This is a genomic window from Citrobacter farmeri, assembly GCF_019048065.1.
In the GTDB taxonomy this organism is placed as follows: domain Bacteria; phylum Pseudomonadota; class Gammaproteobacteria; order Enterobacterales; family Enterobacteriaceae; genus Citrobacter_A; species Citrobacter_A farmeri.
Genome location: NZ_CP077291.1, coordinates 3,236,920 through 3,262,369 on the forward strand (window position 1 = coordinate 3,236,920; position 25,450 = coordinate 3,262,369).

Here is a 25,450-nt window from a genome sequence, read left to right on the forward strand (position 1 = left end):
ACCTCTATAAATATTATGATAAGACAGTGGAGCAACCTCAATGACTCAACAACCATCGCGCGCCGGCACGTTCGGCGCAATACTGCGTGTGACCAGCGGTAATTTTCTCGAACAGTTTGATTTTTTTCTGTTTGGTTTTTATGCCACTTATATCGCAAAGACGTTTTTTCCCGCCGAAAGTGAGTTCGCCAGCCTCATGCTTACCTTTGCCGTTTTTGGCTCCGGCTTTTTAATGCGCCCCATCGGGGCGGTAATACTGGGGGCATATATCGACAGGATCGGTCGGCGTAAAGGGCTGATGGTTACTCTGGCAATTATGGGCTGCGGCACGCTGTTGATAGCCCTCGTTCCGGGTTATCAGACCATCGGCCTGCTGGCCCCCGCGCTGGTGCTGCTGGGGCGCTTGCTACAGGGATTCTCTGCCGGCGTCGAACTGGGCGGCGTCTCTGTTTATCTTTCTGAAATCGCAACGCCTGGCAATAAAGGCTTTTACACCAGTTGGCAATCGGCCAGTCAACAGGTCGCGATCGTTGTCGCCGCGCTGATTGGCTACGGCCTGAATGTCACGCTGGGGCACGATGAGATCTCTGAATGGGGTTGGCGAATCCCGTTCTTTATTGGCTGCATGATTATTCCGCTGATTTTTGTTCTTCGACGTTCACTACAGGAAACTGAAGCCTTTTTACAACGTAAGCACCGCCCCGACACCCGGGAGATTTTTACCACGATTGTTAAAAACTGGCGCATCATCACCGCAGGTACCCTGCTGGTGGCGATGACAACCACGACCTTTTATTTTATTACCGTCTATACCCCCACTTACGGGAGAGCCGTTTTGAACCTCAGCGCGCGTGACAGCCTGATAGTCACCATGCTGGTGGGGATTTCTAACTTCATCTGGCTGCCGATTGGCGGTGCCATCTCTGACCGGATTGGGCGTCGCCCGGTGCTGATGGGCATCACTTTGCTGGCACTGGTCACCACCTGGCCGGTAATGAACTGGCTTACCGCCGCCCCTGATTTCACCCGTATGACGCTGGTACTGCTCTGGTTCTCGTTCTTCTTTGGTATGTACAACGGCGCGATGGTTGCCGCACTGACCGAAGTCATGCCGGTTTATGTACGAACCGTGGGGTTTTCACTGGCCTTTAGTCTCGCCACGGCGATTTTCGGCGGCCTGACGCCCGCCATTTCCACAGCGCTGGTCCAGTTGACGGGCGATAAGAGTTCACCGGGTTGGTGGCTTATGTGCGCAGCGCTGTGCGGATTCGCCGCGACGGCAATGTTATTTGTCCGTCTCAGTCGCGGTTATCAGACAGCAGAGAATAAGCTCTGAAACGCAGACGGGCGGAGATATCTCTCCGCCCGTTTTATACTATCTCTGACGCTTACTTCGCCGTGTTGTTGCTGCGAATTTCCTGCCAGATCTTATCGCAATCGGCTTTCACGGCCTGATCGTTACCAGTGCGCGTCGCCTGAATACACTGCTGGTAATCCAGCACACGAACACTTTCCTGATTCGCAAACTGCTGATGCTGTTTCTCTTTTTTCAGCACGTTCAGCACGCTCTGACAGGCTTCGATTTTCTCTGGCGATCCCTGTGCCGTGTTGATACAGGCGCTGTACGCTTCTTTCAACCGGCTGTCTTCTTTCGGAGCCATTGACGGTGCGCAGGCAACCAGTCCCGAGGCCATCACGGCGATGAGTATCAGTTTTTTCATAGCAGGGTCCTCAACGAGGCGGCAGGTGCTGGGCCTGCCGCTGTTGGCATTAGAAGATGGTGAACGGTGCAATCACAATGAACTTCACGTCGCGCTCATCCTGGAAGATGTTGCCATAACCGCCACCCCAGCTCGGGATGTTGGAATGGTTGTCATATTCGGTGAAGTGCAGTTTAAACATGGTGCCTTTCGCACGACCGTCCTGCAGCGTATAGACCGCATCCAGGCTGTAAGATGACTCTTCGATAGTACGGTTTTTGTCGTAGTATGCATCCGGGCTGCTCTGCCAGGTAGACGGTTTCGCGTCCCAGGCATACACATAAGAAGCCCCGACGGCCCAGCCCGGCAGGTTCCAGTTTTTCAGGTCATACATCGCACCGAAGAAGACCGCTTTTTCGCCGTTGGCGTTGAAGTCTGAACGGTTATCCCACCAGATATCCAGACGACCGTTGGATGACGCATAGGTCGGAGTCATACGTTGCAGGAAGAACCCTTGCTGCCCTTCGGCCTTAACCCAGGTCCCTTCCAGACGCAGGTCAACCACTTCTGCCACTTTGTAGCCGAAGGTCAACGCCTGCAGCCAGGCCGTACCGTCATAAATGTCGCTGGCGCTGCGGTCATCGACTTTGTCACGCGCCCCGTAGAACTGATAGCTGGTGGAGAACGGATTGCCACCTAAATCGAACTTGTAGCTGGCTTTGGCGAAGTACTGATCGACATAGCCTTCGGACTGACCAAATGCGGCTTCCAGCACCAGGTCATTTTTGAAATCATATTTTGCGCCGACAGAGTGGAGATAATCGACTTTGGTCTTTTTATCGCCCTGGTAGAATTTATCGACTTCAGTGTGCCACGGCGCTTTATATTCGTTGGCCCACATATAGGAGAAACTCAGCGCGCCCGCGTCGCCATAGTCAAAGTTAGCGCCCGCTTCGGCACCCTGATAGGTACCCGGCATAAAGCTCCAGTGCGGCGCTAACAGCGTCTGACCGGTAGGTTGAATATAACCGGCGCGGGCCCAGGCGGGACCAAATTTGAATTTCGCGGCGGCCTTATACAGACTGATTCCGCTCTTATCACCGGAGTAGTCTTCGTCATAGCCTTTGTTCTTTTTCGAGAAGGCGATTTCGTTTGGATGGCCGCTGTCGCCATTTTCTGCCATTTCAATTGCGGTAAACGCCGCCACATCGAGACCGAACATATCGGCTGCATAGCCGGACTGGAAATCCAGGTTGGCGTTCCAGGTCGCGTGAGAAAGGTTGGTTTTATATTTGTCGCCGTCGGTGACATCTTTACGGTCGCGCTCACGCTGCCAGTAATAAATGCCGCCCGTCAGGGTTGAATCATCGATAAAGCCTTCGGCCTGTGCCTGCGGAACAACGACCAGACCCGACAGTGCTGTGATACCGGCGATAGCCAACGCCAGCGCACTACGTTTGCCACTAAACGTACGCATATGTTAATCCTCTTTGACGTATAAATTGCTGTTGCCAAAGGCGAAACAGCGAAAAAATAAAAATTTAAAAGTAGCACTGAGAGAAACCTCACTGACTACAGTGATAGACTATTTTTCGCGACGCGAATTATCAATCTCTTTCTGTAACGAGAATGTAAGAGTATGAGCAACCGCACATATTTCATCGCTTTCTGTTACATTTCATTCATCGGTCAATAAATGACAGCAAAGATATAAATTTTCTTTGTTTTCCAGAAGGATGAAAGCTATTTCGTGTTATGGGCAACTTATTGCATAAGTTAGTGAAAACAAACGTTTGTTAATGGCTCTATTTTCTGAATGGGAATTAATTCGCTTCGCAAAGCGAGAGTGATCGGCGAAAAAAAACGCCGCAGAGTGCGGCGTTTGGCAGGTTCGTTCGACGGTTTACTCGCCGACTTTCGCCCAGGTATCACGCAGGCCAACGGTGCGGTTAAACACCAGTTTCTCTGCGCTGGCATAACGGCTGTCCAGGCAGAAGTAACCTTCGCGCTCAAACTGGAACGCTTTCCCTGCAACCGCGGCTTTCAGCGACGGTTCAGCAAAGCCCTGTTTGATCACCAGTGATTCCGGGTTCATCACGGACAGGAAATCATCCGCAGCACCAGGGTTTGGTACGCTGAACAGACGATCGTAGAGACGGATCTCTACCGGTAGCGCATGTGCGGCGCTAACCCAGTGGATCACGCCTTTCACTTTACGGCCATCAGCCGGATCCTTACTCAGCGTATCCGCGTCATAGGTGCAGAAGATAGTCGTGATATTGCCTTCATCATCTTTCTCCACGCGTTCTGCTTTCACCACGTAGGCGTTACGCAGACGCACTTCTTTGCCCATCACCAGACGCTTGTACTGCTTGTTGGCTTCTTCGCGGAAGTCAGCGCGATCGATCCAGATTTCACCGCTGAACGGAACCTCACGCGTGCCCATTTCCGGTTTGTTCGGATGATTAGGCATGGTGACCATTTCGCTTTCACCCTGCGGGTAGTTCTCGATAACCAGTTTTACCGGATCGATAACCGCCATCGCACGCGGTGCGTTTTCGTTCAGATCTTCGCGGATACAGGATTCCAGCGACGCCATTTCAATCGTATTGTCCTGCTTGGTCACACCAATACGTTTGCAGAATTCACGAATTGCCGCAGCGGTATAACCACGACGACGCAGACCGGAGATGGTCGGCATACGCGGATCGTCCCAGCCTTCTACGTGCTTGTCAGCCACCAGCAGGTTCAGCTTACGCTTGGACATCACGGTATATTCCAGATTCAGGCGCGAAAATTCATACTGACGCGGGTGAACCGGAATGGAGATGTTGTCCAGCACCCAGTCGTACAGACGACGGTTGTCCTGGAACTCAAGCGTACACAGTGAGTGCGTAATGCCTTCCAGCGCATCGCTGATGCAGTGGGTAAAGTCATACATCGGATAGATGCACCACTTGTTGCCGGTCTGATGGTGTTCAGCAAATTTAATGCGGTACAGAACCGGATCGCGCATCACGATAAACGGCGATGCCATGTCGATCTTCGCGCGCAGGCAAGCTTTACCTTCTTCAAAACCACCGGTACGCATTTTTTCGAACAACGCAAGGTTCTCTTCGATGCTGCGATCGCGGAACGGGCTGTTTTTACCCGGTGCCGTCAGCGTGCCACGATATTCGCGGATCTGCTCCGGCGTCAGTTCATCAACATATGCCAGACCTTTGTTGATCAGTTCAACCGCGTAGGCATGCAGCTGATCAAAGTAATCTGAGGAGTAACGAACGTCGCCAGCCCAGTGAAAACCTAACCACTCAACGTCGTTTTTGATCGAATCGACGTACTCGATATCTTCTTTTACCGGGTTGGTATCATCGAAACGCAGGTTGCACTGGCCCTGGTAGTCTTGCGCGATACCAAAGTTCAGGCAGATAGATTTCGCGTGGCCAATGTGCAGATAGCCATTTGGCTCCGGCGGAAAACGGGTATGGATCGTGGTGTGCTTACCACTGGCCAGATCTTCATCGATGATCTGACGAATAAAGTTACTCGGGCGGGCTTCAGCCTCACTCATCGTGGATTCCTCAAAGCGTGAACAACGTATAACGGCATATGATCTTATAAGCTGGGCGAAGAGACAACCTTTATGTCACGGAAAAGCGTTACCAATAAAAAAAAGCGGCGGAGGTTTCCCCCCGCCGCTTAAGGCTCAATGACGCTGACTCAGGAGCGATTATTTGCCTTTAATATCATACAGTGGCGTTTGACCGGCAACCACGTGACCGTCGGCTTTGATCACCAGCCCACTGAAGTCGTCGATGTTGCTGCAAACGACAGGACTGATCATGGAGCGCGCGTTCGCGTTCAGATAGTCCAGATCCATTTCCAGAATCGGCTGACCCGCACTCACTTCCGCGCCCTCTTCCACCAGACGCTTGAAGCCCTGACCGTTCAACGCGACGGTATCGATACCCATGTGGACAACGATTTCCGCGCCTTTCTCGGTTTCCAGGCAGAACGCATGGTTGGTGTTGAAGATTTTTACGATAGTGCCCGCTGCCGGAGAAACCACGGTTTTATCCGTCGGTTTTACCGCAACGCCGTCACCGACCGCTTTGCTGGCGAACGCTTCGTCAGGCACCTGCTCCAGCGCAACCACCTCACCGGTCACTGGCGACACCAGTTCAGCGATGGTTACCGCATTCGGCACGGCCTGTGGTTTTACTGTTGCCTGAGCTGCAGGCGCGGCAGAAGCTTCAGCTGCCGCAACCGGACCGGTTGTTTTCATCGCGTTGGCGATTTTCTCAGCCACGAAGCCGACGATAATCTGCACGCTGGTTTTGTTCAGACGAATGACACCAGAGGCACCCAGACGTTTCGCCAGGCTTTCATTCACCAGCGACGAGTCTTTTACGCTCAGACGCAGGCGGGTGATGCAGGCATCAATACCGGTGAGGTTGTCAGAACCGCCGATGGCCGCAATGTACTGACGTGCCAGGGCAGAAACGTCCTGTTCTTTATCGCTGCTCACGTTGAGGTCCTGACCATCCGCTTCGCTGCCAGCCACAGCCAGTTCGCGACCCGGAGTCATCAGGTTGAATTTGGTGATAACGAAACGGAACACTACGTAGTAGATGGCAAAGAACACCAGACCTTGCGGGATCAGCATCCACCACTGGGTTGCCAGCGGGTTACGGGAGGAAAGCACCATATCCACCAGACCCGCACTGAAGCCAAAGCCGGCAATCCAATGCATGCTTGCCGCGATAAATACAGAGATACCGGTCAGGACAGCGTGAATCACATACAGAACCGGCGCAACGAACATGAAAGAGAATTCCAGCGGTTCGGTGATACCCGTAAAGAACGCCGCAAATGCACCGGCCATCATGATGCCCAGTACTTTCGCCTTGTTCTCAGGACGTGCACAGTGGTAAATCGCCAGCGCCGCACCCGGCAGACCAAACATCATGATCGGGAAGAAGCCCGCCTGATAACGACCGGTAATCCCTACAACCGCTTTACCCGATTCGATTGACTGGGCGCCGCCGAGGAAGTTAGGAATGTCGTTAATCCCTGCAACGTCGAACCAGAATACGGAGTTCAGCGCGTGGTGCAGACCCACCGGAATCAACAGACGGTTGAAGAAGGCGTAGATACCGGCACCGGTTGAGCCCAGTTTTTGAATGTGCTCACCGAAGTTGACCAGACCGTCAAAAATCACCGGCCAGATGTACATCATGATGAACGCGACGATGATCATCACGAAAGAGGTGAGGATCGGTACCAGACGGCGACCGCTGAAGAAAGAGAGCGCTTTCGGCAGTTCAACGCTGCTAAAGCGGTTGTACAGCTCAGCAGAGATAATACCGACGAGGATACCCACGAACTGGTTGCTGATCTTACCGAAAGCGGCAGGAACCTGGTCAGCAGGGATCTTCTGAATCATTGAAACCGCAGCCGGAGAACAGAGTGTGGTCAACACCAGGAAGCCCACAAAACCGGTCAGCGCCGCAGCACCGTCTTTATCTTTGGACATACCGTAAGCCACACCGATAGCAAACAGCACGGACATGTTATCGATAATGGCGGAACCGGACTTAATGAAGAACGCCGCAAGTGCGTTATCTCCACCCCAACCTACCGGGTCGATCCAGTAGCCGACCCCCATCAATATTGCCGCCGCTGGCAGCGTGGCGACCGGCACCATCAGCGCGCGGCCAACCTTTTGCAGATAACCTAGAATACTCACTTTCTTCCCCCTTTGAGACCCCGTTAAGGCTCGCTTTAAGCTGTGTTTTTATTTTGTCACTAACTTATTGAAATTCAGTTGTTGCTTTACTGGCATTGTGAGTGTGTAAAAATTTAATTCGTATCGCAAATTAAAAGCGTGTTTTTTGTGATTTCAGTCACCAAATATCGTTATATTCACTCCCTTTTACTGGCTATGTGGCAAAACTTATTTTATCATTCAAAAAATCAAGACGGATTAACCCAACAGATGCATGCCAGGTTACGCTTTACCATGCACCGACGCACAATCCGTCAACGGCTTACATTTACTTTCTGAGGTGAAGAATGAGACTGATTCCCCTGACGTCCGCTGAACAGGTCGGCAAATGGGCTGCACGCCATATCGTTAATCGCATCAATGCGTTCAAACCGACAGCCGATCGTCCGTTTGTGCTGGGTCTGCCGACAGGCGGCACGCCGCTGACTGCGTATAAAGCCTTAGTCGAAATGCACAAAGCGGGCCAGGTTAGCTTCAAACATGTTGTGACGTTCAACATGGACGAATATGTCGGCCTGCCAAAAGAGCATCCGGAAAGCTACCACAGCTTCATGCATCGTAATTTCTTTGACCACGTTGATATTCCAGCAGAAAACATCAACCTGCTCAACGGCAACGCGCCAGACATCGACGCCGAGTGCCGCCAGTATGAAGAAAAAATCCGTTCCTACGGTAAAATCCACCTGTTCATGGGTGGTGTCGGTAATGACGGTCATATCGCTTTTAACGAACCGGCTTCTTCGCTGGCCTCTCGTACCCGTATCAAAACCCTGACGCATGACACCCGTGTGGCAAACTCCCGTTTCTTTGACGGCGACGTGGATCAGGTACCGAAGTACGCCCTGACCGTTGGCGTGGGTACCCTGCTGGATGCTGAAGAAGTGATGATTCTGGTGCTGGGCCATCAAAAAGCACAGGCGCTGCAGGCCGCGGTTGAAGGTAATGTTAACCACATGTGGACCATTAGCTGTCTGCAACTGCATCCGAAAGCGGTTGTAGTGTGCGATGAGCCATCCACGATGGAACTGAAAGTTAAGACGCTTAAATATTTCAACGAGTTAGAAGCAGAAAATATTAAAGGTCTGTAATGTAGCCTCCGCCCTGCCACGGTGTTCAGGGCGGCATTTTTTTGAAATCGGGGGTCGGAATGTATGCTTTAACCCAGGGTCGGATCTTTACCGGCCACGAAATTCTTGATGACCATGCGATTGTTGTCGCCAATGGCCTGATTGACCGCGTTTGCCCTGTGGCAGAACTGCCGCCAGAGATCGAACAACGTTCAGTGAACGGGGCCATTCTTTCCCCCGGCTTTATTGATGTCCAGCTTAATGGCTGCGGCGGCGTGCAGTTTAACGACACGGCAGAAGCCGTCACCGTTGAAACGCTGGAGATCATGCAGAAGGCCAACGAGAAATCGGGCTGCACCAACTATCTGCCTACGCTGATTACCACCAGCGACGATCTCATGAAGCAAGGTATTCGCGTGATGCGTGAATACCTGGCGAAACATCCGAATCAGGCGCTGGGTCTCCATCTGGAAGGCCCCTGGCTGAACCTGGTGAAAAAAGGGACGCACAATCCGAGTTTTGTCCGTCAGCCTGACGCTGCGCTGGTCGATTTCCTGTGCGATAATGCCGACGTTATCACCAAAGTGACGCTGGCACCGGAGATGGTTCCAGCGGAAGTGATTGGTAAACTGGCGAATGCCGGGATTGTGGTCTCTGCGGGTCACTCAAACGCCACGCTGAAAGAAGCGAAAGCCGGGTTCCGGGCAGGTATCACCTTCGCCACACATCTGTTCAACGCCATGCCTTATATTACCGGGCGCGAACCTGGCCTTGCCGGTGCGATTCTGGATGAAGCCGACATTTATTGCGGCGTAATTGCCGATGGCCTGCACGTCGATTATGCCAACATCCGCAACGCCAAACGGCTGAAAGGCGACAAACTGTGCCTGGTGACGGATGCGACTGCGCCGGCAGGGGCAAATATTGAACAGTTCATTTTTGCTGGTAAAACAATATACTACCGCAATGGACTTTGTGTAGATGAAAACGGAACGCTGAGCGGTTCATCATTAACCATGATTGAAGGCGTGCGTAATCTGGTTGAACATTGCGGTATTGCACTCGACGAAGTGCTGCGCATGGCAACCCTCTACCCTGCGCGTGCCATCGGTGTTGAGAAACATCTGGGTAGCATCGCAGCGGGTAAAGTGGCAAACCTGACCGCTTTCACACACGACTTTAAAATCATCAAGACCATCGTTAATGGTGACGAGGTCGTTACTGAGTAAGAGAAAGTATGACACCAGGCGGACAAGCTCAAATAGGTAATGTTGATCTCGTAAAACAGCTTAACAGCGCGGCCGTTTACCGCCTGATTGACCAGCATGGACCAATCTCGCGGATCCAGATTGCCGAGCAAAGCCAGCTTGCCCCTGCCAGCGTAACCAAAATTACGCGTCAACTGATTGAACGCGGGCTGATCAAAGAAGTCGATCAGCAGGCCTCCACCGGAGGCCGCCGCGCTATCTCTATCGTCACCGAAACCCGCAGTTTTCACGCCATTGGCGTACGTCTTGGTCGCCACGACGCGACCATTACTCTGTTTGATCTAAGCAGCAAAGTACTGGCGGAAGAACACTATCCGTTGCCTGAACGCACGCAGGAAACGCTGGAACATGCGCTGCTCAACGCCATTACCGCCTTTATCGACAGCAACCAACGCAAAATTCGCGAGCTCATCGCCATTTCCGTGATCCTGCCGGGACTTGTCGATCCGGAAAGCGGCAAGATCCACTATATGCCGCATATTCAGGTAGAGAACTGGGGACTGGTTGAAGCACTGGAAAAACGTTTTCTCGTCACCTGTTTTGTTGGCCACGATATCCGCAGTCTGGCCCTGGCGGAGCACTACTTTGGGGCAAGCCAGGACTGCGAAGACTCCATTCTGGTGCGCGTCCACCGCGGTACGGGGGCCGGGATCATCTCTAACGGTCGAATTTTTATTGGTCGTAACGGTAACGTTGGCGAAATTGGCCACATCCAGGTTGAACCGTTGGGCGAGCGCTGTCACTGCGGCAACTTTGGCTGCCTGGAAACCATCGCAGCGAACGCGGCGATTGAACAGCGCGTCCTCAATCTGCTGAAACAAGGCTACCAGAGCCGCGTTCCGCTGGAAGACTGCACGATCAAAACGATCTGCAAGGCGGCTAATAAAGGTGACAGCCTGGCCTCAGAGGTCATTGAGCACGTCGGGCGTCATCTGGGTAAGACCATTGCAATTGCCATCAACCTGTTTAATCCGCAAAAAATCGTGATTGCTGGTGAGATCACCGAAGCCGATAAAGTGCTGTTACCCGCCATTGAAAGCTGCATTAATACGCAGGCGCTAAAGGCGTTTCGCACGAACTTGCCGGTAGTGCGTTCCACGCTGGATCACCGCTCCGCCATCGGCGCCTTTGCCCTGGTAAAACGCGCCATGCTCAACGGTATTTTGCTCCAGCATTTGCTGGAAAACTGATGCGCTCTTATAGTATCGGATTATTAACACATTTCCTGGGTAGTTCATGACCATCAAGAATGTCATTTGTGATATCGACGGCGTGCTGATGCACGACAATGTCGCCGTACCAGGTGCGGCGGAGTTTTTGACGGGCGTAATGGAGAAAGGCCTACCGCTGGTGCTGCTGACCAATTACCCGTCACAGACCGGCCAGGATCTGGCAAACCGTTTCGCGACCGCTGGCGTCAATGTTCCGGACAGCGTGTTTTACACCTCAGCAATGGCGACTGCCGATTTCCTGCGTCGTCAGGAAGGAAAAAAGGCCTATGTTGTCGGCGAAGGCGCGCTGATCCACGAACTGTATAAAGCTGGTTTCACCATTACGGACGTGAACCCGGACTTTGTCATCGTCGGCGAGACCCGCTCCTACAACTGGGACATGATGCACAAAGCGGCTTACTTTGTGGCAAACGGCGCACGCTTTATCGCCACCAACCCGGACACCCACGGTCGCGGTTTTTATCCGGCCTGTGGCGCGCTCTGTGCCGGCATCGAGAAAATCTCTGGTCGTAAACCGTTCTACGTTGGTAAGCCGAGTCCGTGGATTATCCGCGCGGCGTTAAACAAAATGCAGGCGCACTCTGAAGAGACAGTGATTGTCGGCGATAACCTGCGCACCGATATTCTCGCTGGCTTCCAGGCGGGGCTCGAAACCATTCTGGTGCTCTCCGGCGTTTCCACGCTGGATGACATCGACAGTATGCCGTTCCGCCCGAGCTGGATTTATCCCTCCGTCGCCGAAATCGACGTTATTTAACACAGACCACGTCCCAGGACGTGGTTTTTCATTTTCGTCTTCCAGAAAAATAAATCCATCCAACAAAACAGGCGAAAAACTGATAATTCATCAATGAATACGCTCAATGTGTAATCTTTTTTCACTAATCAACAATCACCATTGCGTTTTTTCTTTTTCTGACCCCAAACCTCTTGCACCGCCTGTTCCTTTGCGGCATTTTCTTTAGCAAGCAAACACAAAAAGCATTACGCAACAGGTTAACGGAGAAGGTTATGTGTTCGATTTTCGGCGTATTCGATATTAAGTCAGATGCAGGTGAACTGCGTAAAAAAGCCCTTGAGCTGTCACGCCTGATGCGCCATCGCGGCCCGGACTGGTCCGGTATTTATGCCTGCGATAAGGCCATTCTGGCCCATGAACGTCTGTCGATTGTCGACGTCAATGCTGGCGCTCAGCCGCTGTATAACGACAAGAAAACTCACGTACTGGCCGTGAACGGTGAAATCTACAACCACCAGGCGCTGCGTGCAGAATATGGCGATCGCTACGCGTTCCAGACCGGTTCTGACTGCGAAGTGATCCTTGCGCTGTATCAGGAAAAAGGCGTGGAATTTCTCGACGATCTGCAAGGGATGTTTGCCTTCGCGCTGTATGACAGCGAACAGGATGCATATTTGATTGGTCGCGACCACATCGGCATCATTCCGCTGTATATGGGTTACGACGAGTTCGGCAACCTGTACGTCGCGTCGGAAATGAAAGCGCTGGTACCGGTTTGTCGTACCATTAAAGAGTTCCCTGCAGGAAGTTATCTGTGGAGCAAAGACGGTGAAATCCGTCAGTACTACCAGCGTGACTGGTTCGACTACGATGCCGTAAAAGATAACGTTACCGACAAAAACGAGCTGCGCCAGGCGCTTGAAGATTCCGTCAAAAGCCATCTGATGTCTGATGTCCCTTACGGTGTGTTGCTCTCGGGCGGTCTGGATTCTTCAGTGATCTCGGCGATCACCAAAAAATTCGCTGCCCGTCGTGTGGAAGATGACGAGCGTTCTGAAGCCTGGTGGCCGCAACTCCACTCCTTTGCCGTCGGTCTGGAAGGTTCTCCGGATCTGAAAGCCGCGCAGGAAGTGGCGAACCATCTGGGGACCGTGCATCATGAAATTCACTTTACGGTACAGGAAGGGCTGGACGCGATCCGCGACGTGATTTATCACATCGAAACCTATGATGTGACCACCATTCGCGCCTCCACGCCGATGTACTTAATGTCGCGTAAGATCAAAGCGATGGGCATCAAAATGGTGTTGTCTGGTGAAGGTTCTGATGAAGTCTTCGGCGGTTACCTCTATTTCCACAAGGCGCCAGACGCCAAAGAACTGCACGAAGAGACGGTGCGTAAACTGCAGGCGCTGCATATGTTTGACTGCGCCCGCGCTAACAAGGCCATGTCGGCCTGGGGTGTGGAAGCACGCGTCCCGTTCCTGGATAAAAAATTCCTCGACGTGGCGATGCGTATCAACCCGCAAGATAAGATGTGCGGCAACGGTAAGATGGAAAAACATATCCTCCGTGAATGTTTTGAATCCTACCTGCCGGCAAGCGTGGCCTGGCGTCAGAAAGAGCAGTTCTCCGACGGAGTGGGCTACAGTTGGATCGATACCCTGAAAGAGGTGGCCGCTAAGCAAGTTTCCGATCAGCAACTGGAAACCGCCCGCTTCCGCTTCCCGTACAACACGCCATCGTCGAAAGAAGCATATCTGTACCGCGAGATCTTCGAAGAGCTGTTCCCGGTACCGAGCGCCGCAGAATGTGTACCTGGTGGTCCCTCCGTCGCCTGCTCTTCCGCTAAAGCGATCGAATGGGACGAAGCGTTCAAAACCATGAACGATCCATCAGGTCGCGCCGTGGGTGTTCACCAGTCCGCTTATCAATAAGCTACACTGATGAAAAGGGCCTTTCGGGGCCCTTTTTTGATCCTGAAAAACAGTACAGAAAGCGATTAATAACCAATAATTGCCGAATATTGCGTCACGCTGTTCGCAACCTAACCAAACAGTCACATTCCGGCCGTTTTCGATGAAAAAGGGGTTGACGCTTCAAGGCTCAATACGCATAATGCGCCCCGCAACGCCGATAAGGTAACGCGCGAAAAAAGATGGCTACGTAGCTCAGTTGGTTAGAGCACATCACTCATAATGATGGGGTCACAGGTTCGAATCCCGTCGTAGCCACCATCTTTTTGCGGGAGTGGCGAAATTGGTAGACGCACCAGATTTAGGTTCTGGCGCCGCAAGGTGTGCGAGTTCAAGTCTCGCCTCCCGCACCATTCCCATAAAAGCGTTGCACGGATGGGGTATCGCCAAGCGGTAAGGCACCGGTTTTTGATACCGGCATTCCCTGGTTCGAATCCAGGTACCCCAGCCATATTTCTTCGAGTTTGCGGATTACCGCGACGGTCATTGGGGTATCGCCAAGCGGTAAGGCACCGGTTTTTGATACCGGCATTCCCTGGTTCGAATCCAGGTACCCCAGCCATCGAAGAAATACAGTTTCTGGCTACGTAGCTCAGTTGGTTAGAGCACATCACTCATAATGATGGGGTCACAGGTTCGAATCCCGTCGTAGCCACCATATATCAGAACCCGTTAATTCATGCTAACGAGTTCAAAAACAATTTGTTGGGGTATCGCCAAGCGGTAAGGCACCGGATTCTGATTCCGGCATTCCGAGGTTCGAATCCTCGTACCCCAGCCAAATTCGTAAGCATTCATAATGTGAATGCAGGAAGTACCTGAAATTGTAAATTGGGGTATCGCCAAGCGGTAAGGCACCGGATTCTGATTCCGGCATTCCGAGGTTCGAATCCTCGTACCCCAGCCACATTAGAAAAGCTCGCTTCGGCGGGCTTTTTGCTTTTCTGCGTTTATTGCCTGATGGCGCTACGCTTATCAGGCCTACGATCGTAGGCCTGGATTAAAATTACAACCCTAATGCGTATTTCAGCGCCTGACGCTTTAACACGCCAGCGCGTTCTGCCGCCATCAGTCCGAGGTTACGAATAATCCGTAACGGCTGCAGGTCATTGCTGAATCCGGCGTAGAACAGATCCATCCCGCTTTGCATGATGAAGTTATCCGCCATACGCCGGGTCTGATAACGCTTCAGAACCGGCTGGCTCGCCCAGGATTCGCCATAACTGCGGGCATTGACCAGTACATCGAGAAGCGCGTCCACATCGCGATAGCCCAGATTAACCCCCTGCCCGGCCAGCGGATGTATGGTATGCGCCGCATCCCCTACCAACGCCAGCCCAGGCTGAACATATTGCAAAGCATGACGACGCGTCAGCGGGAACGCGCCTGCCGCAACGGGCATCACTTGCCCCAGTCGTGCCGGGAAGTGCTTTGCGATCTCCGTCTGAAGCTGTGCCATACTCAGCCCCTGCAACTGACGGATCCGCGCCGGTGAGTCATACCACACCAGCGATGCCCAATTGTCGAACAGCGGCAGAAACGCGCGCGGGCCGTCCGGGGTAAACTGTTGCCAGGTGCTGTCGCCGGGATCGTTCTCGCACTGCACGGTAATCAGCATGCAGGATTGCGCATACTGCCAGGCGTGGATACCAATGCCGGCCATCTGCCGCACCTGGGAATTTGCCCCATCCGCGCCAATCACCAGTTTTGCCGTGACTCGTTCGCCACCAGCCAGCTCAAGCTCATGACGATCGTTGTGACGATGCAGCGCAATCAGCGAGGCAGGAACCCGCAGCGTCACTTTGGGATGTCCTTCCAGCGCCTGCCAGAGCGCCTGTTGCAGAACGTTGTTTTCGACCATATACCCGAGCAGTGGCAACTTCAGTTCGCTGGCATCAAATACCACATGCGCGTTTTCCCACTCCCAGGTTTCCAGTCGACGATACGGATGAGTGCGCATCCCCTGCACAGCATCCCAGACGCCAAGCCCTTTCAACAGAGAAACTGAGGCCGCGCTGATCGCCGAAATACGCACGTCCGGCTGGCTGTCTGCGACAAACGGCGCAGGCGCGGCATGTTCGATCACGGTAACCGTAAATCCATGCTGCGCCAGTCCCAGCGCCAGCGCGCCACCGACCATCCCCCCGCCGACAATGGCAATTTCCGTTGGTTGATTTGTCATGGTCAATCATCCTGTTACATGTATTGCGTAAGTTTACAGGATTTTTTACCCCTTGAGGCTGATAACGGTCATACTGGTCACCAGGGCAGCAAAGCATTACACTATGCGCCCTGCAATTCAGCCACTATTTCGCAAGAGCAAGTCGATGACCAAAAAACTCCATATTAAAACCTGGGGCTGTCAGATGAACGAATACGATTCATCGAAGATGGCCGATCTGCTGGATGCCACTCACGGGTATCAACTGACCGACGTGGCGGAAGAAGCGGATGTGCTGCTGCTGAATACCTGCTCAATCCGCGAGAAGGCTCAGGAAAAAGTCTTCCATCAGTTGGGGCGCTGGAAACTCTTAAAAGAGAAGAATCCCGACCTGATTATCGGCGTCGGCGGCTGTGTGGCGTCTCAGGAAGGTGATCACATTCGCCAGCGCGCGCATTATGTCGATATCATTTTTGGGCCGCAAACGTTGCATCGCCTGCCTGAAATGATTAACTCCGTTCGCGGCAACCGCAGTCCAGTTGTCGACATCAGTTTCCCGGAGATCGAGAAGTTTGACCGTCTGCCGGAACCGCGCGCGGAAGGTCCGACCGCCTTTGTCTCAATTATGGAAGGCTGCAACAAGTACTGTACTTACTGCGTGGTGCCTTACACTCGCGGTGAGGAAGTCAGCCGCCCGTCTGATGACATCCTGTTTGAGATCGCCCAGCTTGCCGCTCAGGGCGTGCGTGAAGTCAATCTGCTCGGTCAGAACGTCAACGCCTGGCGCGGACAAAACTATGATGGTACCACCGGTTCGTTCGCCGACCTGCTGCGTCTGGTTGCCGCCATTGATGGCATTGATCGTATTCGCTTCACCACCAGCCATCCGATCGAGTTCACCGACGACATCATTGAGGTCTATCGCGACACGCCGGAGCTGGTGAGCTTCCTGCACCTGCCGGTACAGAGCGGTTCGGATCGCGTACTGAACCTGATGGGGCGTACCCACACGGCGCTGGAATACAAAGCGATCATCCGTAAGCTGCGTGCGGCGCGTCCAGACATTCAGATAAGCTCTGACTTTATCGTCGGTTTCCCGGGTGAAACCACCCAGGACTTCGAGCAGACCATGAAGTTGATTGCCGACGTCAATTTCGACATGAGCTACAGCTTTATCTTCTCTGCACGTCCGGGAACGCCGGCCGCCGACATGGTGGATGACGTGCCGGAAGAAGAGAAGAAGCAGCGTCTGTATATTTTGCAGGATCGCATTAACCAGCAGGCGATGGCCTGGAGCCGTCGTATGCTCGGCACCGTTCAGCGCATTCTGGTGGAAGGAACGTCGCGCAAGAGCATCATGGAGCTGTCTGGTCGTACTGAAAATAACCGCGTGGTGAACTTCGAAGGCTCGCCGGAAATGATCGGTAAATTTGTCGATGTGGAAATCACCGATGTCTGGACCAACTCACTGCGCGGGAAAGTGGTGCGCACCGAAGAGGAAATGGGGCTGCGCATTGCCGAAACCCCGGAATCGGTGATTGCCCGTACCCGTAAAGAGAACGAGATTGGCGTCGGATTCTGGCAGCCTTAATTCTGCGAAAACGTCAAAATGCCCGATGGCGCTGCGCTTATCGGGCCTACAGAGCACGACGCTTCATAGGCCCGATAAGGCTCTTGTATTTCCTCTCTGCGCCCCCATCTTTATTCCAGTGCTTGCGCCTTTCACCCGTGGCGTGAATAATTTCCTGACAGGCCGGTGAATGTTCATCTTCCGGCTCCCTATGCATAAGAGGAACAGTTTGAACACAGACACTCGCGAAATTACCCTTGAGCCGGCAGATAACGCCCGTCTGCTGAGCCTTTGCGGCCCGTTTGATGACAACATTAAACAGCTGGAACGCCGTCTCGGCATCGAGATTAACCGCCGTGACAACCATTTTAAACTGACCGGTCGCCCGATTTGCATCACCGCTGCCGCGGATATTTTACGTAGCCTGTACGTCGATACCGCGCCAATGCGCGGCCAGACGCAGGATATCGAGCCGGAACAAATCCACCTCGCGATTAAAGAAGCACGCGTGCTTGAGCAAAGCGCCGAGAGCGTCCCTGAGTTCGGCAAAGCGGTCAATATCAAAACCAAGCGTGGCGTGATTAAACCGCGTACGCCTAACCAGGCGCAGTACATCGCCAACATTCTCGACCATGACATTACCTTTGGCGTCGGTCCTGCCGGTACGGGGAAAACCTACCTCGCCGTTGCCGCTGCCGTGGATGCGCTGGAGCGTCAGGAAATCCGTCGTATTCTGCTGACCCGTCCTGCGGTCGAAGCAGGAGAAAAACTGGGCTTCCTGCCAGGCGATCTGAGTCAGAAAGTTGACCCGTATCTGCGTCCACTGTATGACGCGTTATTTGAAATGCTCGGCTTTGAGAAGGTCGAAAAGCTGATTGAGCGCAACGTCATTGAAGTGGCCCCGCTGGCCTATATGCGCGGACGTACGCTAAACGATGCCTTTATTATTCTTGATGAGAGCCAGAACACGACCATCGAGCAGATGAAGATGTTCCTGACCCGTATCGGCTTTAACTCGAAGGCGGTGATTACTGGCGACGTCACGCAGATTGACCTGCCGCGTAACATCAAATCGGGCCTGCGCCATGCTGTTGAGGTACTGGCGGAAGTCGAAGAAATCAGCTTTAACTTCTTCCACAGTGAAGACGTTGTGCGCCACCCGGTGGTTGCCCGCATCGTTAACGCCTATGAAGCATGGGAAGAAGCCGAACAAAAACGTAAAGCCGAGCTGGCTGCAGAACGCAAGCGTGAAGCTCAGGAACAGGAACAGAAATGAGTCAGGTGACCCTTGATTTGCAACTGGCGTGTGAGAACAACAGCGGTTTGCCAGAAGAGAGCCAGTTTCAAACCTGGCTGAATGCGGTCATCCCGCAATTTCAGGAAGAATCGGAAGTGACGATTCGCCTGGTGGATGAGGCCGAAAGCCACGATCTCAATCTGACTTACCGTGGGAAAGATAAGCCGACCAACGTGCTCTCTTTCCCGTTTGAAGCCCCGCCAGGTATTGAGCTCCCGCTGCTCGGCGATTTGGTCATCTGTCGTCAGGTGGTTGAACAAGAAGCACAGGAGCAAGGTAAGCCGCTGGATGCCCACTGGGCGCACATGGTCGTCCACGGCAGCCTGCATTTGCTGGGTTACGATCATATCGAAGACGACGAGGCAGAAGAGATGGAAGCCCTCGAGACAGAGATTATGCTTGCTCTGGGCTATGAGGATCCGTACATTGCCGAGAAGGAATAAGCGACCGGGCAAATGCCCGGTGGTTTCCGGTGATGCCATGCGCTGAGTTTGCGCGCATTGGGCAAGAGATTAACTAACAAGAGAACCCACACGACGCCATGAGCGACGACAATTCACACAGTAGTGACACGTTAAGCAACAAGAAGGGATTTTTTTCCCTGTTACTGAGCCAACTTTTCCACGGTGAACCGAAAAACCGTGATGAACTGCTGGCGCTGATCCGTGATTCCGGGCAGAACGACCTTATCGATGAAGATACGCGCGACATGCTCGAAGGGGTGATGGACATTGCGGACCAGCGCGTTCGCGACATCATGATTCCCCGCTCCCAGATGATTACCCTGAAACGCAACCAGACGCTGGACGAATGCCTCGATGTCATTATCGAGTCCGCCCACTCGCGTTTTCCGGTGATCAGCGAGGATAAAGATCACATTGAAGGGATTCTGATGGCCAAGGATTTGCTGCCATTTATGCGCAGCGATGCCGATGCCTTCAGCATGGAGAAAGTGTTACGCCAGGCCGTTGTCGTCCCGGAGAGCAAACGCGTTGACCGTATGCTCAAAGAGTTTCGCTCCCAGCGTTACCATATGGCTATCGTCATCGACGAATTTGGGGGTGTCTCCGGTCTGGTGACCATTGAAGACATCCTCGAGCTTATCGTCGGTGAAATCGAAGATGAGTACGACGAAGAAGATGATATCGACTTCCGCCAGCTCAGTCGCCACACCTGGACGATTCGCGCGCTCGCGCCGATCGAAGACTTCAATGAAGCCTTCGGCACCAGCTTTAGTGACGAAGAGGTCGATACCATCGGTGGTCTGGTGATGCAGGCGTTTGGTCACTTGCCTGCGCGTGGTGAAACTATTGATATCGATGGTTACCAGTTCAAAGTGGCCATGGCCGACAGCCGTCGTATTATTCAGGTTCACGTCAGAATTCCGGATGACTCCCCCCAGCCAAAACTGGACGAATAACACCAAACGGGAAGAAGAACTTAATGGCTTTTGCCTCATTAATTGAACGCCAGCGCATTCGCCTGCTGCTGGCGTTATTATTCGGTGCCTGCGGAACGCTGGCTTTTTCGCCCTATGACATCTGGCCCGCCGCGATAGTGTCGCTGATGGGTTTGCAGGCATTAACCCTGAACCGTCGCCCGCGCCAGTCAGCCGCTATTGGCTACTTCTGGGGACTGGGACTCTTCGGGACGGGGATCAACTGGGTTTACGTCAGCATCGCGCAGTTTGGCGGCATGCCAGGCCCGGTGAACGTTTTCCTTGTCGTGCTGCTCGCGGCGTATCTTTCTCTGTATACCGGACTGTTTGCGGGCGTGCTTGCGCGTCTGTGGCCGAAAACCAACTGGCTGCGGGTTGCCATTGCCGCACCGGTGGTCTGGCAGCTAACTGAATTTCTGCGCGGCTGGGTACTGACCGGGTTTCCGTGGCTACAATTTGGCTACAGCCAGATCGACGGCCCACTGAAAGGACTGGCACCCGTAATGGGTGTCGAAGCCATCAGCTTCCTGCTGATGATGGTCAGCGGACTGCTGGTTCTCTCGCTGGCCAGCCATAACTGGCGTCCGCTGGTGGTCGCCATTGTCCTTTTCGCACTCCCCTTCCCGCTGCGTTATATCCAGTGGTACACGCTGGAGCCAGAAAGGACGACCCGGGTGTCAATGGTTCAGGGTGATATCCCGCAATCGTTGAAATGGGAAGAAGGCCATTTGCTGAATACGCTTAAGACCTATCTGGATGCGACACAACCCGAAATGGGGAAATCGCAGCTGATCATCTGGCCGGAATCCGCTATCCCGGATCTGGAAATTGACCAACAGCGTTTTCTGAGCATGATGGACGATCTGTTGCGTTCGAAAAACAGCTCGCTGATTACTGGTATTGTCGATGCGCGACTGAACAAACAGAACCGCTATGACACCTACAACACCATTATCACGCTGGGGAAAGACAATCCTTACAGCTATGACTCCACCAACCGCTACAACAAAAACCATCTGGTGCCGTTTGGTGAGTTCGTACCGCTGGAATCCATTCTGCGCCCCTTAGCACCGTTCTTTGACCTGCCGATGTCCTCGTTCAGCCGGGGTCCGTATGTTCAACCGCAGTTGCATGCGCACGGTTTAGCGCTGACCGCTGCGATTTGCTACGAGATCATTTTGGGCGAACAGGTGCGCGATAACTTCCGCCCGGATACGGACTATTTGTTAACCATCTCCAACGATGCCTGGTTTGGTAAGTCGATTGGCCCGTGGCAGCACTTCCAGATGGCGCGGATGCGTTCGCTGGAACTGGCGCGACCGCTGCTACGCAGTACCAACAACGGTATTACGGCGGTGATTGGTCCACAGGGTGAGATTCAGGCGATGATCCCGCAGTTTACGCGCCAGGTATTGACCGCTGAGGTGACGCCAACAACAGGCTTAACGCCATATGCCCGCACTGGCAACTGGCCGCTGTGGCTCATCACCGCGCTGTTCGGTTTTGTCGCCGTGCTAATGAGTTTGCGTCAGCGCCGCAGATAACACAGTGCACCATCAAATGTAGGCCGGATAAGGCGGTACGCCGCCATCCGGCGGTTGTGCCACATCATGCCTGATGGCGCTACGCTTATCAGGCCTACAAACTACCATTCTCCCTCCCTTCTTCCATTCTGGCACGCTCATTGCTTTGTTAAACAAGGCAAACCTGTTTTTGACGTTTAGCGCAACTTAGTCGCACTAAAGCAGTTCACTGGTAGCACCGAAACGGTGCAATGAGAGATTTTTGCCTCTAAACGGTGCGGCGCACTTCGCAAAAATAAACAATAACGCAGCAAAATCTTTACATTAAGCCAGACTAAATGTTAACAAACAGGTAAAACACTGCACGCCTAAGTTGCAGGTGATAACAACACAGACACTCACAATAGGTATCACTGCGTCGACGGCGCAGACGATAAGGAGTTGGATATGCAATTACGTAAGCTAGCCACAGCAATGCTGGTTATGGGACTGTCAGCCGGTCTGGTACACGCGGAAGACGCGGCGCCAGCCGCGGGCAGCACGCTCGACAAGATCGCCAAAAACGGCGTTATCGTCGTCGGTCACCGTGAATCCTCTGTGCCGTTCTCTTATTACGACAATCAGCAAAAAGTGGTGGGTTATTCTCAGGATTACTCCAACGCCATCGTTGAAGCCGTGAAGAAGAAACTGAACAAACCCGATCTGCAGGTTAAGCTGATCCCGATTACCTCTCAGAACCGTATTCCATTACTGCAAAACGGCACCTTCGACTTTGAGTGCGGTTCCACCACCAACAACCTTGAGCGCCAGAAACAGGCCGCCTTCTCTGACACCATCTTTGTCGTCGGCACGCGTCTGCTGGCGAAAAAAGGCGGCGACATTAAAGACTTCGCCGATCTGAAAGGCAAAGCGGTTGTTGTGACCTCAGGAACTACCTCTGAAATTCTGCTGCACAAGCTGAACGATGAGCAAAAAATGGACATGCGTATCATCAGCGCGAAAGACCACGGTGACTCTTTCCGTACCCTGGAAAGCGGTCGCGCCGTTGCCTTTATGATGGATGATGCCCTGCTGGCCGGTGAGCGCGCGAAGGCGAAGAAACCAGATAACTGGGAAATCGTCGGCAAACCGCAGTCACAGGAAGCCTACGGCTGCATGCTGCGTAAGAACGATCCTGAATTCAAAAAGCTGATGGATGACACTATCGCCCAGGCGCAGACCTCCGGTGAAGCCGCGAAATGGTTTGATAAGTGGTTCAAAAATCCGATCCCACCGAAAAACCTGAACATGAACTTCGAGCTGTCGAACGAAATGCAGGCGCTGTTCAAAGAACCGAATGATAAAGCACTTAACTAACTAGAACGAAATGGGGCGGGAACTCCTTGCCCTCTCGATTGCTATGCAGCACGGACAGACTATATGCCTGATGGTCGTTCCCCATCAGGCCTGAAAACCGAAGTACGCTGGATAACAATCTTCGAGGGTAGCGCTGCTACCCTTATTTTTTCGGAGTAGATGTATGTCAATAGACTGGAACTGGGGCATTTTTTTACAACAAGCCCCATTCGGCAACACCACCTATCTCGGCTGGCTCTGGAGCGGTTTCCAGGTCACCGTCGCACTATCCATCACCGCCTGGATCATTGCTTTCCTGGTTGGTTCTTTATTCGGCATTTTACGCACCGTCCCGAATCGCTTCCTTTCCGGAATCGGCACCCTTTATGTTGAACTGTTCCGTAACGTACCGCTGATCGTCCAGTTCTTCACCTGGTATCTGGTGGTGCCCGAACTGCTGCCGGAAGATCTCGGCATGTGGTTTAAGGCGGAGCTGGATCCCAACATTCAGTTCTTCCTCTCGTCCATGCTCTGCCTGGGGCTGTTCACCGCAGCGCGCGTCTGCGAACAGGTTCGCGCTGCCATTCAGTCACTGCCGCGCGGTCAAAAAAACGCGGCGCTGGCGATGGGGCTGACCTTGCCGCAGGCATATCGCTACGTGCTGTTGCCTAACGCCTATCGCGTGATCGTCCCGCCGATGACCTCTGAGATGATGAACCTGGTGAAAAACTCCGCCATCGCCTCCACCATCGGTCTGGTCGATATGGCCGCGCAGGCCGGTAAGTTGCTGGATTACTCAGCGCATGCCTGGGAATCGTTTACCGCCATTACCCTGGCGTATGTGTTGATTAATGCCTTCATCATGCTGGTGATGAGTCTGGTGGAACGTAAGATCCGCCTGCCTGGCAATCTGGGAGGCAAATAATGTACGAGTTCGACTGGAGTTCTATTGTCCCTTCCCTGCCGTATCTGCTGGACGGATTGCTTATTACGCTGAAGATTACCCTGACAGCGGTGGTCATCGGTATTGTCTGGGGAACGCTGCTTGCGGTCATGCGCCTTTCCAGCTTCGCGCCTGTCGCCTGGTTTGCTAAAGCGTACGTTAACGTCTTCCGCTCTATCCCTCTGGTGATGGTACTGCTGTGGTTCTACCTGATTGTGCCGGGATTACTGCAGGACGTACTGGGACTGTCACCGAAAACCGATATTCGCCTGATTTCGGCGATGGTCGCGTTTTCGATGTTTGAAGCCGCCTATTACTCCGAGATTATTCGTGCGGGTATCCAAAGTATTTCCCGCGGTCAGTCAAGCGCGGCGCTGGCGCTGGGGATGACCCACTGGCAGTCAATGCAGCTCATCATTTTGCCGCAGGCATTTCGCGCGATGGTGCCGCTGCTGCTGACGCAGGGCATCGTCCTGTTCCAGGATACCTCCCTGGTATACGTCTTAAGCCTCGCGGACTTCTTCCGCACCGCTTCTACTATTGGTGAGCGTGATGGTACGCAGGTCGAAATGATCCTGTTTGCCGGTGCCGTCTACTTTGTTATCAGCCTGAGCGCGTCGCTGTTGGTCAGCTATTTGAAGAAAAGGACAGTTTAATGATTACCCTGAAAAATGTTTCTAAATGGTATGGTCACTTTCAGGTGCTGACCGACTGCTCCACGGAAGTGAAAAAAGGGGAAGTGGTGGTGGTTTGCGGCCCATCAGGTTCCGGAAAGTCCACGCTTATCAAAACCGTTAACGGCCTGGAGCCGGTACAAAAAGGTGAAATCACCGTCAACGGCACGATGGTCAATGACAAAAAAACCGATCTGGCAAAGTTACGCTCACGCGTCGGGATGGTGTTCCAGCACTTTGAGCTGTTCCCGCATTTGTCGATCATCGAAAACCTGACCCTGGCACAGGTAAAAGTGCTTAAGCGTGATAAAGCCCCGGCGCGCGAAAAAGCGCAGAAGTTGCTGGAGCGCGTAGGTCTTGCCGCGCATGCCAATAAGTATCCGGCGCAGCTTTCCGGCGGCCAGCAGCAGCGTGTGGCGATAGCCCGCGCGCTGTGTATGGATCCTATCGCCATGCTGTTCGATGAGCCCACCTCCGCGCTTGATCCAGAAATGATCAACGAAGTGCTGGACGTCATGGTTGAACTGGCCAATGAAGGGATGACCATGATGGTGGTGACCCATGAAATGGGCTTTGCCCGCAAAGTGGCGAATCGTGTGATCTTTATGGACGAAGGGAAAATCGTTGAGGACTCGCCAAAAGAGGAGTTCTTCGCCAATCCGAAATCCGAACGCGCAAAAGACTTCCTCGCCAAAATCCTGCATTAACCTTTCCGGCGCGCATGTCAGAGTGCGCGCCA

The 25,450-nt window shown here is 53.2% G+C and carries 20 protein-coding genes and 7 tRNA genes; 22 read left to right on the top strand and 5 right to left on the bottom strand.

Going from position 1 to position 25,450, the window contains the following annotated elements; genetic code table 11:
• Positions 1–40: 40 nt before the first annotated feature.
• Complete coding sequence (gene tcuC / locus I6L53_RS15270; RefSeq protein ID WP_042320673.1) at positions 41–1,336, top strand: tricarballylate/proton symporter TcuC; 1,296 nt, start codon at positions 41–43, stop codon at positions 1,334–1,336.
• Positions 1,337–1,388: 52 nt separating this feature from the next.
• Here tcuC and I6L53_RS15275 read toward each other — a convergent pair whose 3' ends face one another.
• From I6L53_RS15275 to nagE, 4 genes are all read right to left on the bottom strand, one after another.
• The gene (locus I6L53_RS15275; RefSeq protein WP_042320674.1) at positions 1,389–1,721 is read right to left on the bottom strand and encodes a ChiQ/YbfN family lipoprotein; all 333 of its coding nucleotides are present in this window, start codon (positions 1,719–1,721) and stop codon (positions 1,389–1,391) included.
• Between the two features lie 49 nt (positions 1,722–1,770).
• Positions 1,771–3,177 (bottom strand): chitoporin ChiP, encoded by a 1,407-nt coding sequence (gene chiP, locus I6L53_RS15280; RefSeq protein WP_042320675.1) that lies wholly within the window; start codon positions 3,175–3,177, stop codon positions 1,771–1,773.
• A gap of 426 nt (positions 3,178–3,603) precedes the next feature.
• Complete coding sequence (glnS, locus tag I6L53_RS15285) at positions 3,604–5,271, bottom strand: glutamine--tRNA ligase (protein WP_042320676.1); 1,668 nt, start codon at positions 5,269–5,271, stop codon at positions 3,604–3,606.
• Positions 5,272–5,430: 159 nt separating this feature from the next.
• Positions 5,431–7,449 (bottom strand): N-acetylglucosamine-specific PTS transporter subunit IIBC, encoded by a 2,019-nt coding sequence (gene nagE / locus I6L53_RS15290; RefSeq protein WP_042320677.1) that lies wholly within the window; start codon positions 7,447–7,449, stop codon positions 5,431–5,433.
• Positions 7,450–7,775: 326 nt separating this feature from the next.
• Here nagE and nagB point away from each other — a divergent pair, with 326 nt between their 5' ends.
• From nagB to I6L53_RS15350, 12 genes are all read left to right on the top strand, one after another.
• Positions 7,776–8,576: a glucosamine-6-phosphate deaminase gene (nagB, locus tag I6L53_RS15295; RefSeq protein ID WP_042320678.1), complete on the top strand. Its 801-nt coding sequence runs from the start codon at positions 7,776–7,778 to the stop codon at positions 8,574–8,576.
• Positions 8,577–8,635: 59 nt separating this feature from the next.
• Complete coding sequence (gene nagA, locus I6L53_RS15300) at positions 8,636–9,784, top strand: N-acetylglucosamine-6-phosphate deacetylase (RefSeq protein ID WP_042320679.1); 1,149 nt, start codon at positions 8,636–8,638, stop codon at positions 9,782–9,784.
• An 8-nt stretch (positions 9,785–9,792) separates the two neighbouring features.
• Positions 9,793–11,013 carry a DNA-binding transcriptional regulator NagC gene (nagC, locus tag I6L53_RS15305; protein WP_042320680.1) on the top strand — a complete coding sequence of 407 codons (1,221 nt, stop codon included), beginning with the start codon at positions 9,793–9,795 and terminating at the stop codon, positions 11,011–11,013.
• A gap of 46 nt (positions 11,014–11,059) precedes the next feature.
• On the top strand, positions 11,060–11,812 hold the full coding sequence (gene nagD / locus I6L53_RS15310; protein ID WP_042320681.1) for a ribonucleotide monophosphatase NagD: 753 nt from the start codon (positions 11,060–11,062) through the stop codon (positions 11,810–11,812).
• A gap of 254 nt (positions 11,813–12,066) precedes the next feature.
• Positions 12,067–13,731 carry an asparagine synthase B gene (gene asnB, locus I6L53_RS15315; protein WP_042320682.1) on the top strand — a complete coding sequence of 555 codons (1,665 nt, stop codon included), beginning with the start codon at positions 12,067–12,069 and terminating at the stop codon, positions 13,729–13,731.
• 223 nt (positions 13,732–13,954) lie between these two features.
• Positions 13,955–14,031: transfer RNA gene (locus I6L53_RS15320), tRNA-Met, on the top strand.
• 7 nt (positions 14,032–14,038) lie between these two features.
• Positions 14,039–14,123 (top strand) — tRNA-Leu (locus tag I6L53_RS15325).
• A 23-nt stretch (positions 14,124–14,146) separates the two neighbouring features.
• Positions 14,147–14,221: transfer RNA gene (locus tag I6L53_RS15330), tRNA-Gln, on the top strand.
• Between the two features lie 36 nt (positions 14,222–14,257).
• Positions 14,258–14,332: transfer RNA gene (locus I6L53_RS15335), tRNA-Gln, on the top strand.
• A 19-nt stretch (positions 14,333–14,351) separates the two neighbouring features.
• Positions 14,352–14,428, top strand: a tRNA-Met gene (locus I6L53_RS15340).
• A gap of 48 nt (positions 14,429–14,476) precedes the next feature.
• Positions 14,477–14,551 (top strand) — tRNA-Gln (locus tag I6L53_RS15345).
• 51 nt (positions 14,552–14,602) lie between these two features.
• A tRNA-Gln gene (locus tag I6L53_RS15350) sits at positions 14,603–14,677 on the top strand.
• Positions 14,678–14,776: 99 nt separating this feature from the next.
• Here the strand turns inward: I6L53_RS15350 and ubiF are convergent.
• The gene (ubiF, locus tag I6L53_RS15355; RefSeq protein WP_042320683.1) at positions 14,777–15,952 is read right to left on the bottom strand and encodes a 3-demethoxyubiquinol 3-hydroxylase; all 1,176 of its coding nucleotides are present in this window, start codon (positions 15,950–15,952) and stop codon (positions 14,777–14,779) included.
• A 145-nt stretch (positions 15,953–16,097) separates the two neighbouring features.
• Between ubiF and miaB the strand changes: the two genes are divergently transcribed.
• The 9 genes from miaB to gltL all read left to right on the top strand — a co-directional run bounded on the left by miaB (position 16,098) and on the right by gltL (position 25,418).
• Positions 16,098–17,522, top strand: a complete 1,425-nt coding sequence (miaB, locus tag I6L53_RS15360) for a tRNA (N6-isopentenyl adenosine(37)-C2)-methylthiotransferase MiaB (protein WP_042320684.1) — start codon at positions 16,098–16,100, stop codon at positions 17,520–17,522.
• Positions 17,523–17,730: 208 nt separating this feature from the next.
• A complete protein-coding gene (locus I6L53_RS15365; RefSeq protein ID WP_042320685.1) occupies positions 17,731–18,777 on the top strand; it encodes a PhoH family protein in 1,047 nt (348 codons plus the stop codon).
• Entirely contained in the window at positions 18,774–19,241 is a 468-nt protein-coding gene (ybeY, locus tag I6L53_RS15370) for an rRNA maturation RNase YbeY (protein ID WP_042320686.1), read from the top strand. The genes I6L53_RS15365 and ybeY overlap by 4 nt, the downstream gene beginning before the upstream one ends.
• A gap of 98 nt (positions 19,242–19,339) precedes the next feature.
• Positions 19,340–20,218: a CNNM family magnesium/cobalt transport protein CorC gene (corC, locus tag I6L53_RS15375; protein WP_042320687.1), complete on the top strand. Its 879-nt coding sequence runs from the start codon at positions 19,340–19,342 to the stop codon at positions 20,216–20,218.
• A gap of 23 nt (positions 20,219–20,241) precedes the next feature.
• A complete protein-coding gene (gene lnt / locus I6L53_RS15380; RefSeq protein ID WP_042320688.1) occupies positions 20,242–21,780 on the top strand; it encodes an apolipoprotein N-acyltransferase in 1,539 nt (512 codons plus the stop codon).
• A 426-nt stretch (positions 21,781–22,206) separates the two neighbouring features.
• Positions 22,207–23,115 (top strand): amino acid ABC transporter substrate-binding protein, encoded by a 909-nt coding sequence (locus I6L53_RS15385; protein WP_042320689.1) that lies wholly within the window; start codon positions 22,207–22,209, stop codon positions 23,113–23,115.
• Between the two features lie 163 nt (positions 23,116–23,278).
• On the top strand, positions 23,279–24,019 hold the full coding sequence (gene gltJ / locus I6L53_RS15390) for a glutamate/aspartate ABC transporter permease GltJ (RefSeq protein ID WP_042320690.1): 741 nt from the start codon (positions 23,279–23,281) through the stop codon (positions 24,017–24,019).
• Complete coding sequence (gene gltK, locus I6L53_RS15395; RefSeq protein WP_042320691.1) at positions 24,019–24,693, top strand: glutamate/aspartate ABC transporter permease GltK; 675 nt, start codon at positions 24,019–24,021, stop codon at positions 24,691–24,693. Before gltJ ends, gltK begins: the two co-directional genes overlap by 1 nt.
• A complete protein-coding gene (gene gltL, locus I6L53_RS15400) occupies positions 24,693–25,418 on the top strand; it encodes a glutamate/aspartate ABC transporter ATP-binding protein GltL (protein WP_042320692.1) in 726 nt (241 codons plus the stop codon). The genes gltK and gltL overlap by 1 nt, the downstream gene beginning before the upstream one ends.
• Positions 25,419–25,450 lie beyond the last annotated feature (32 nt).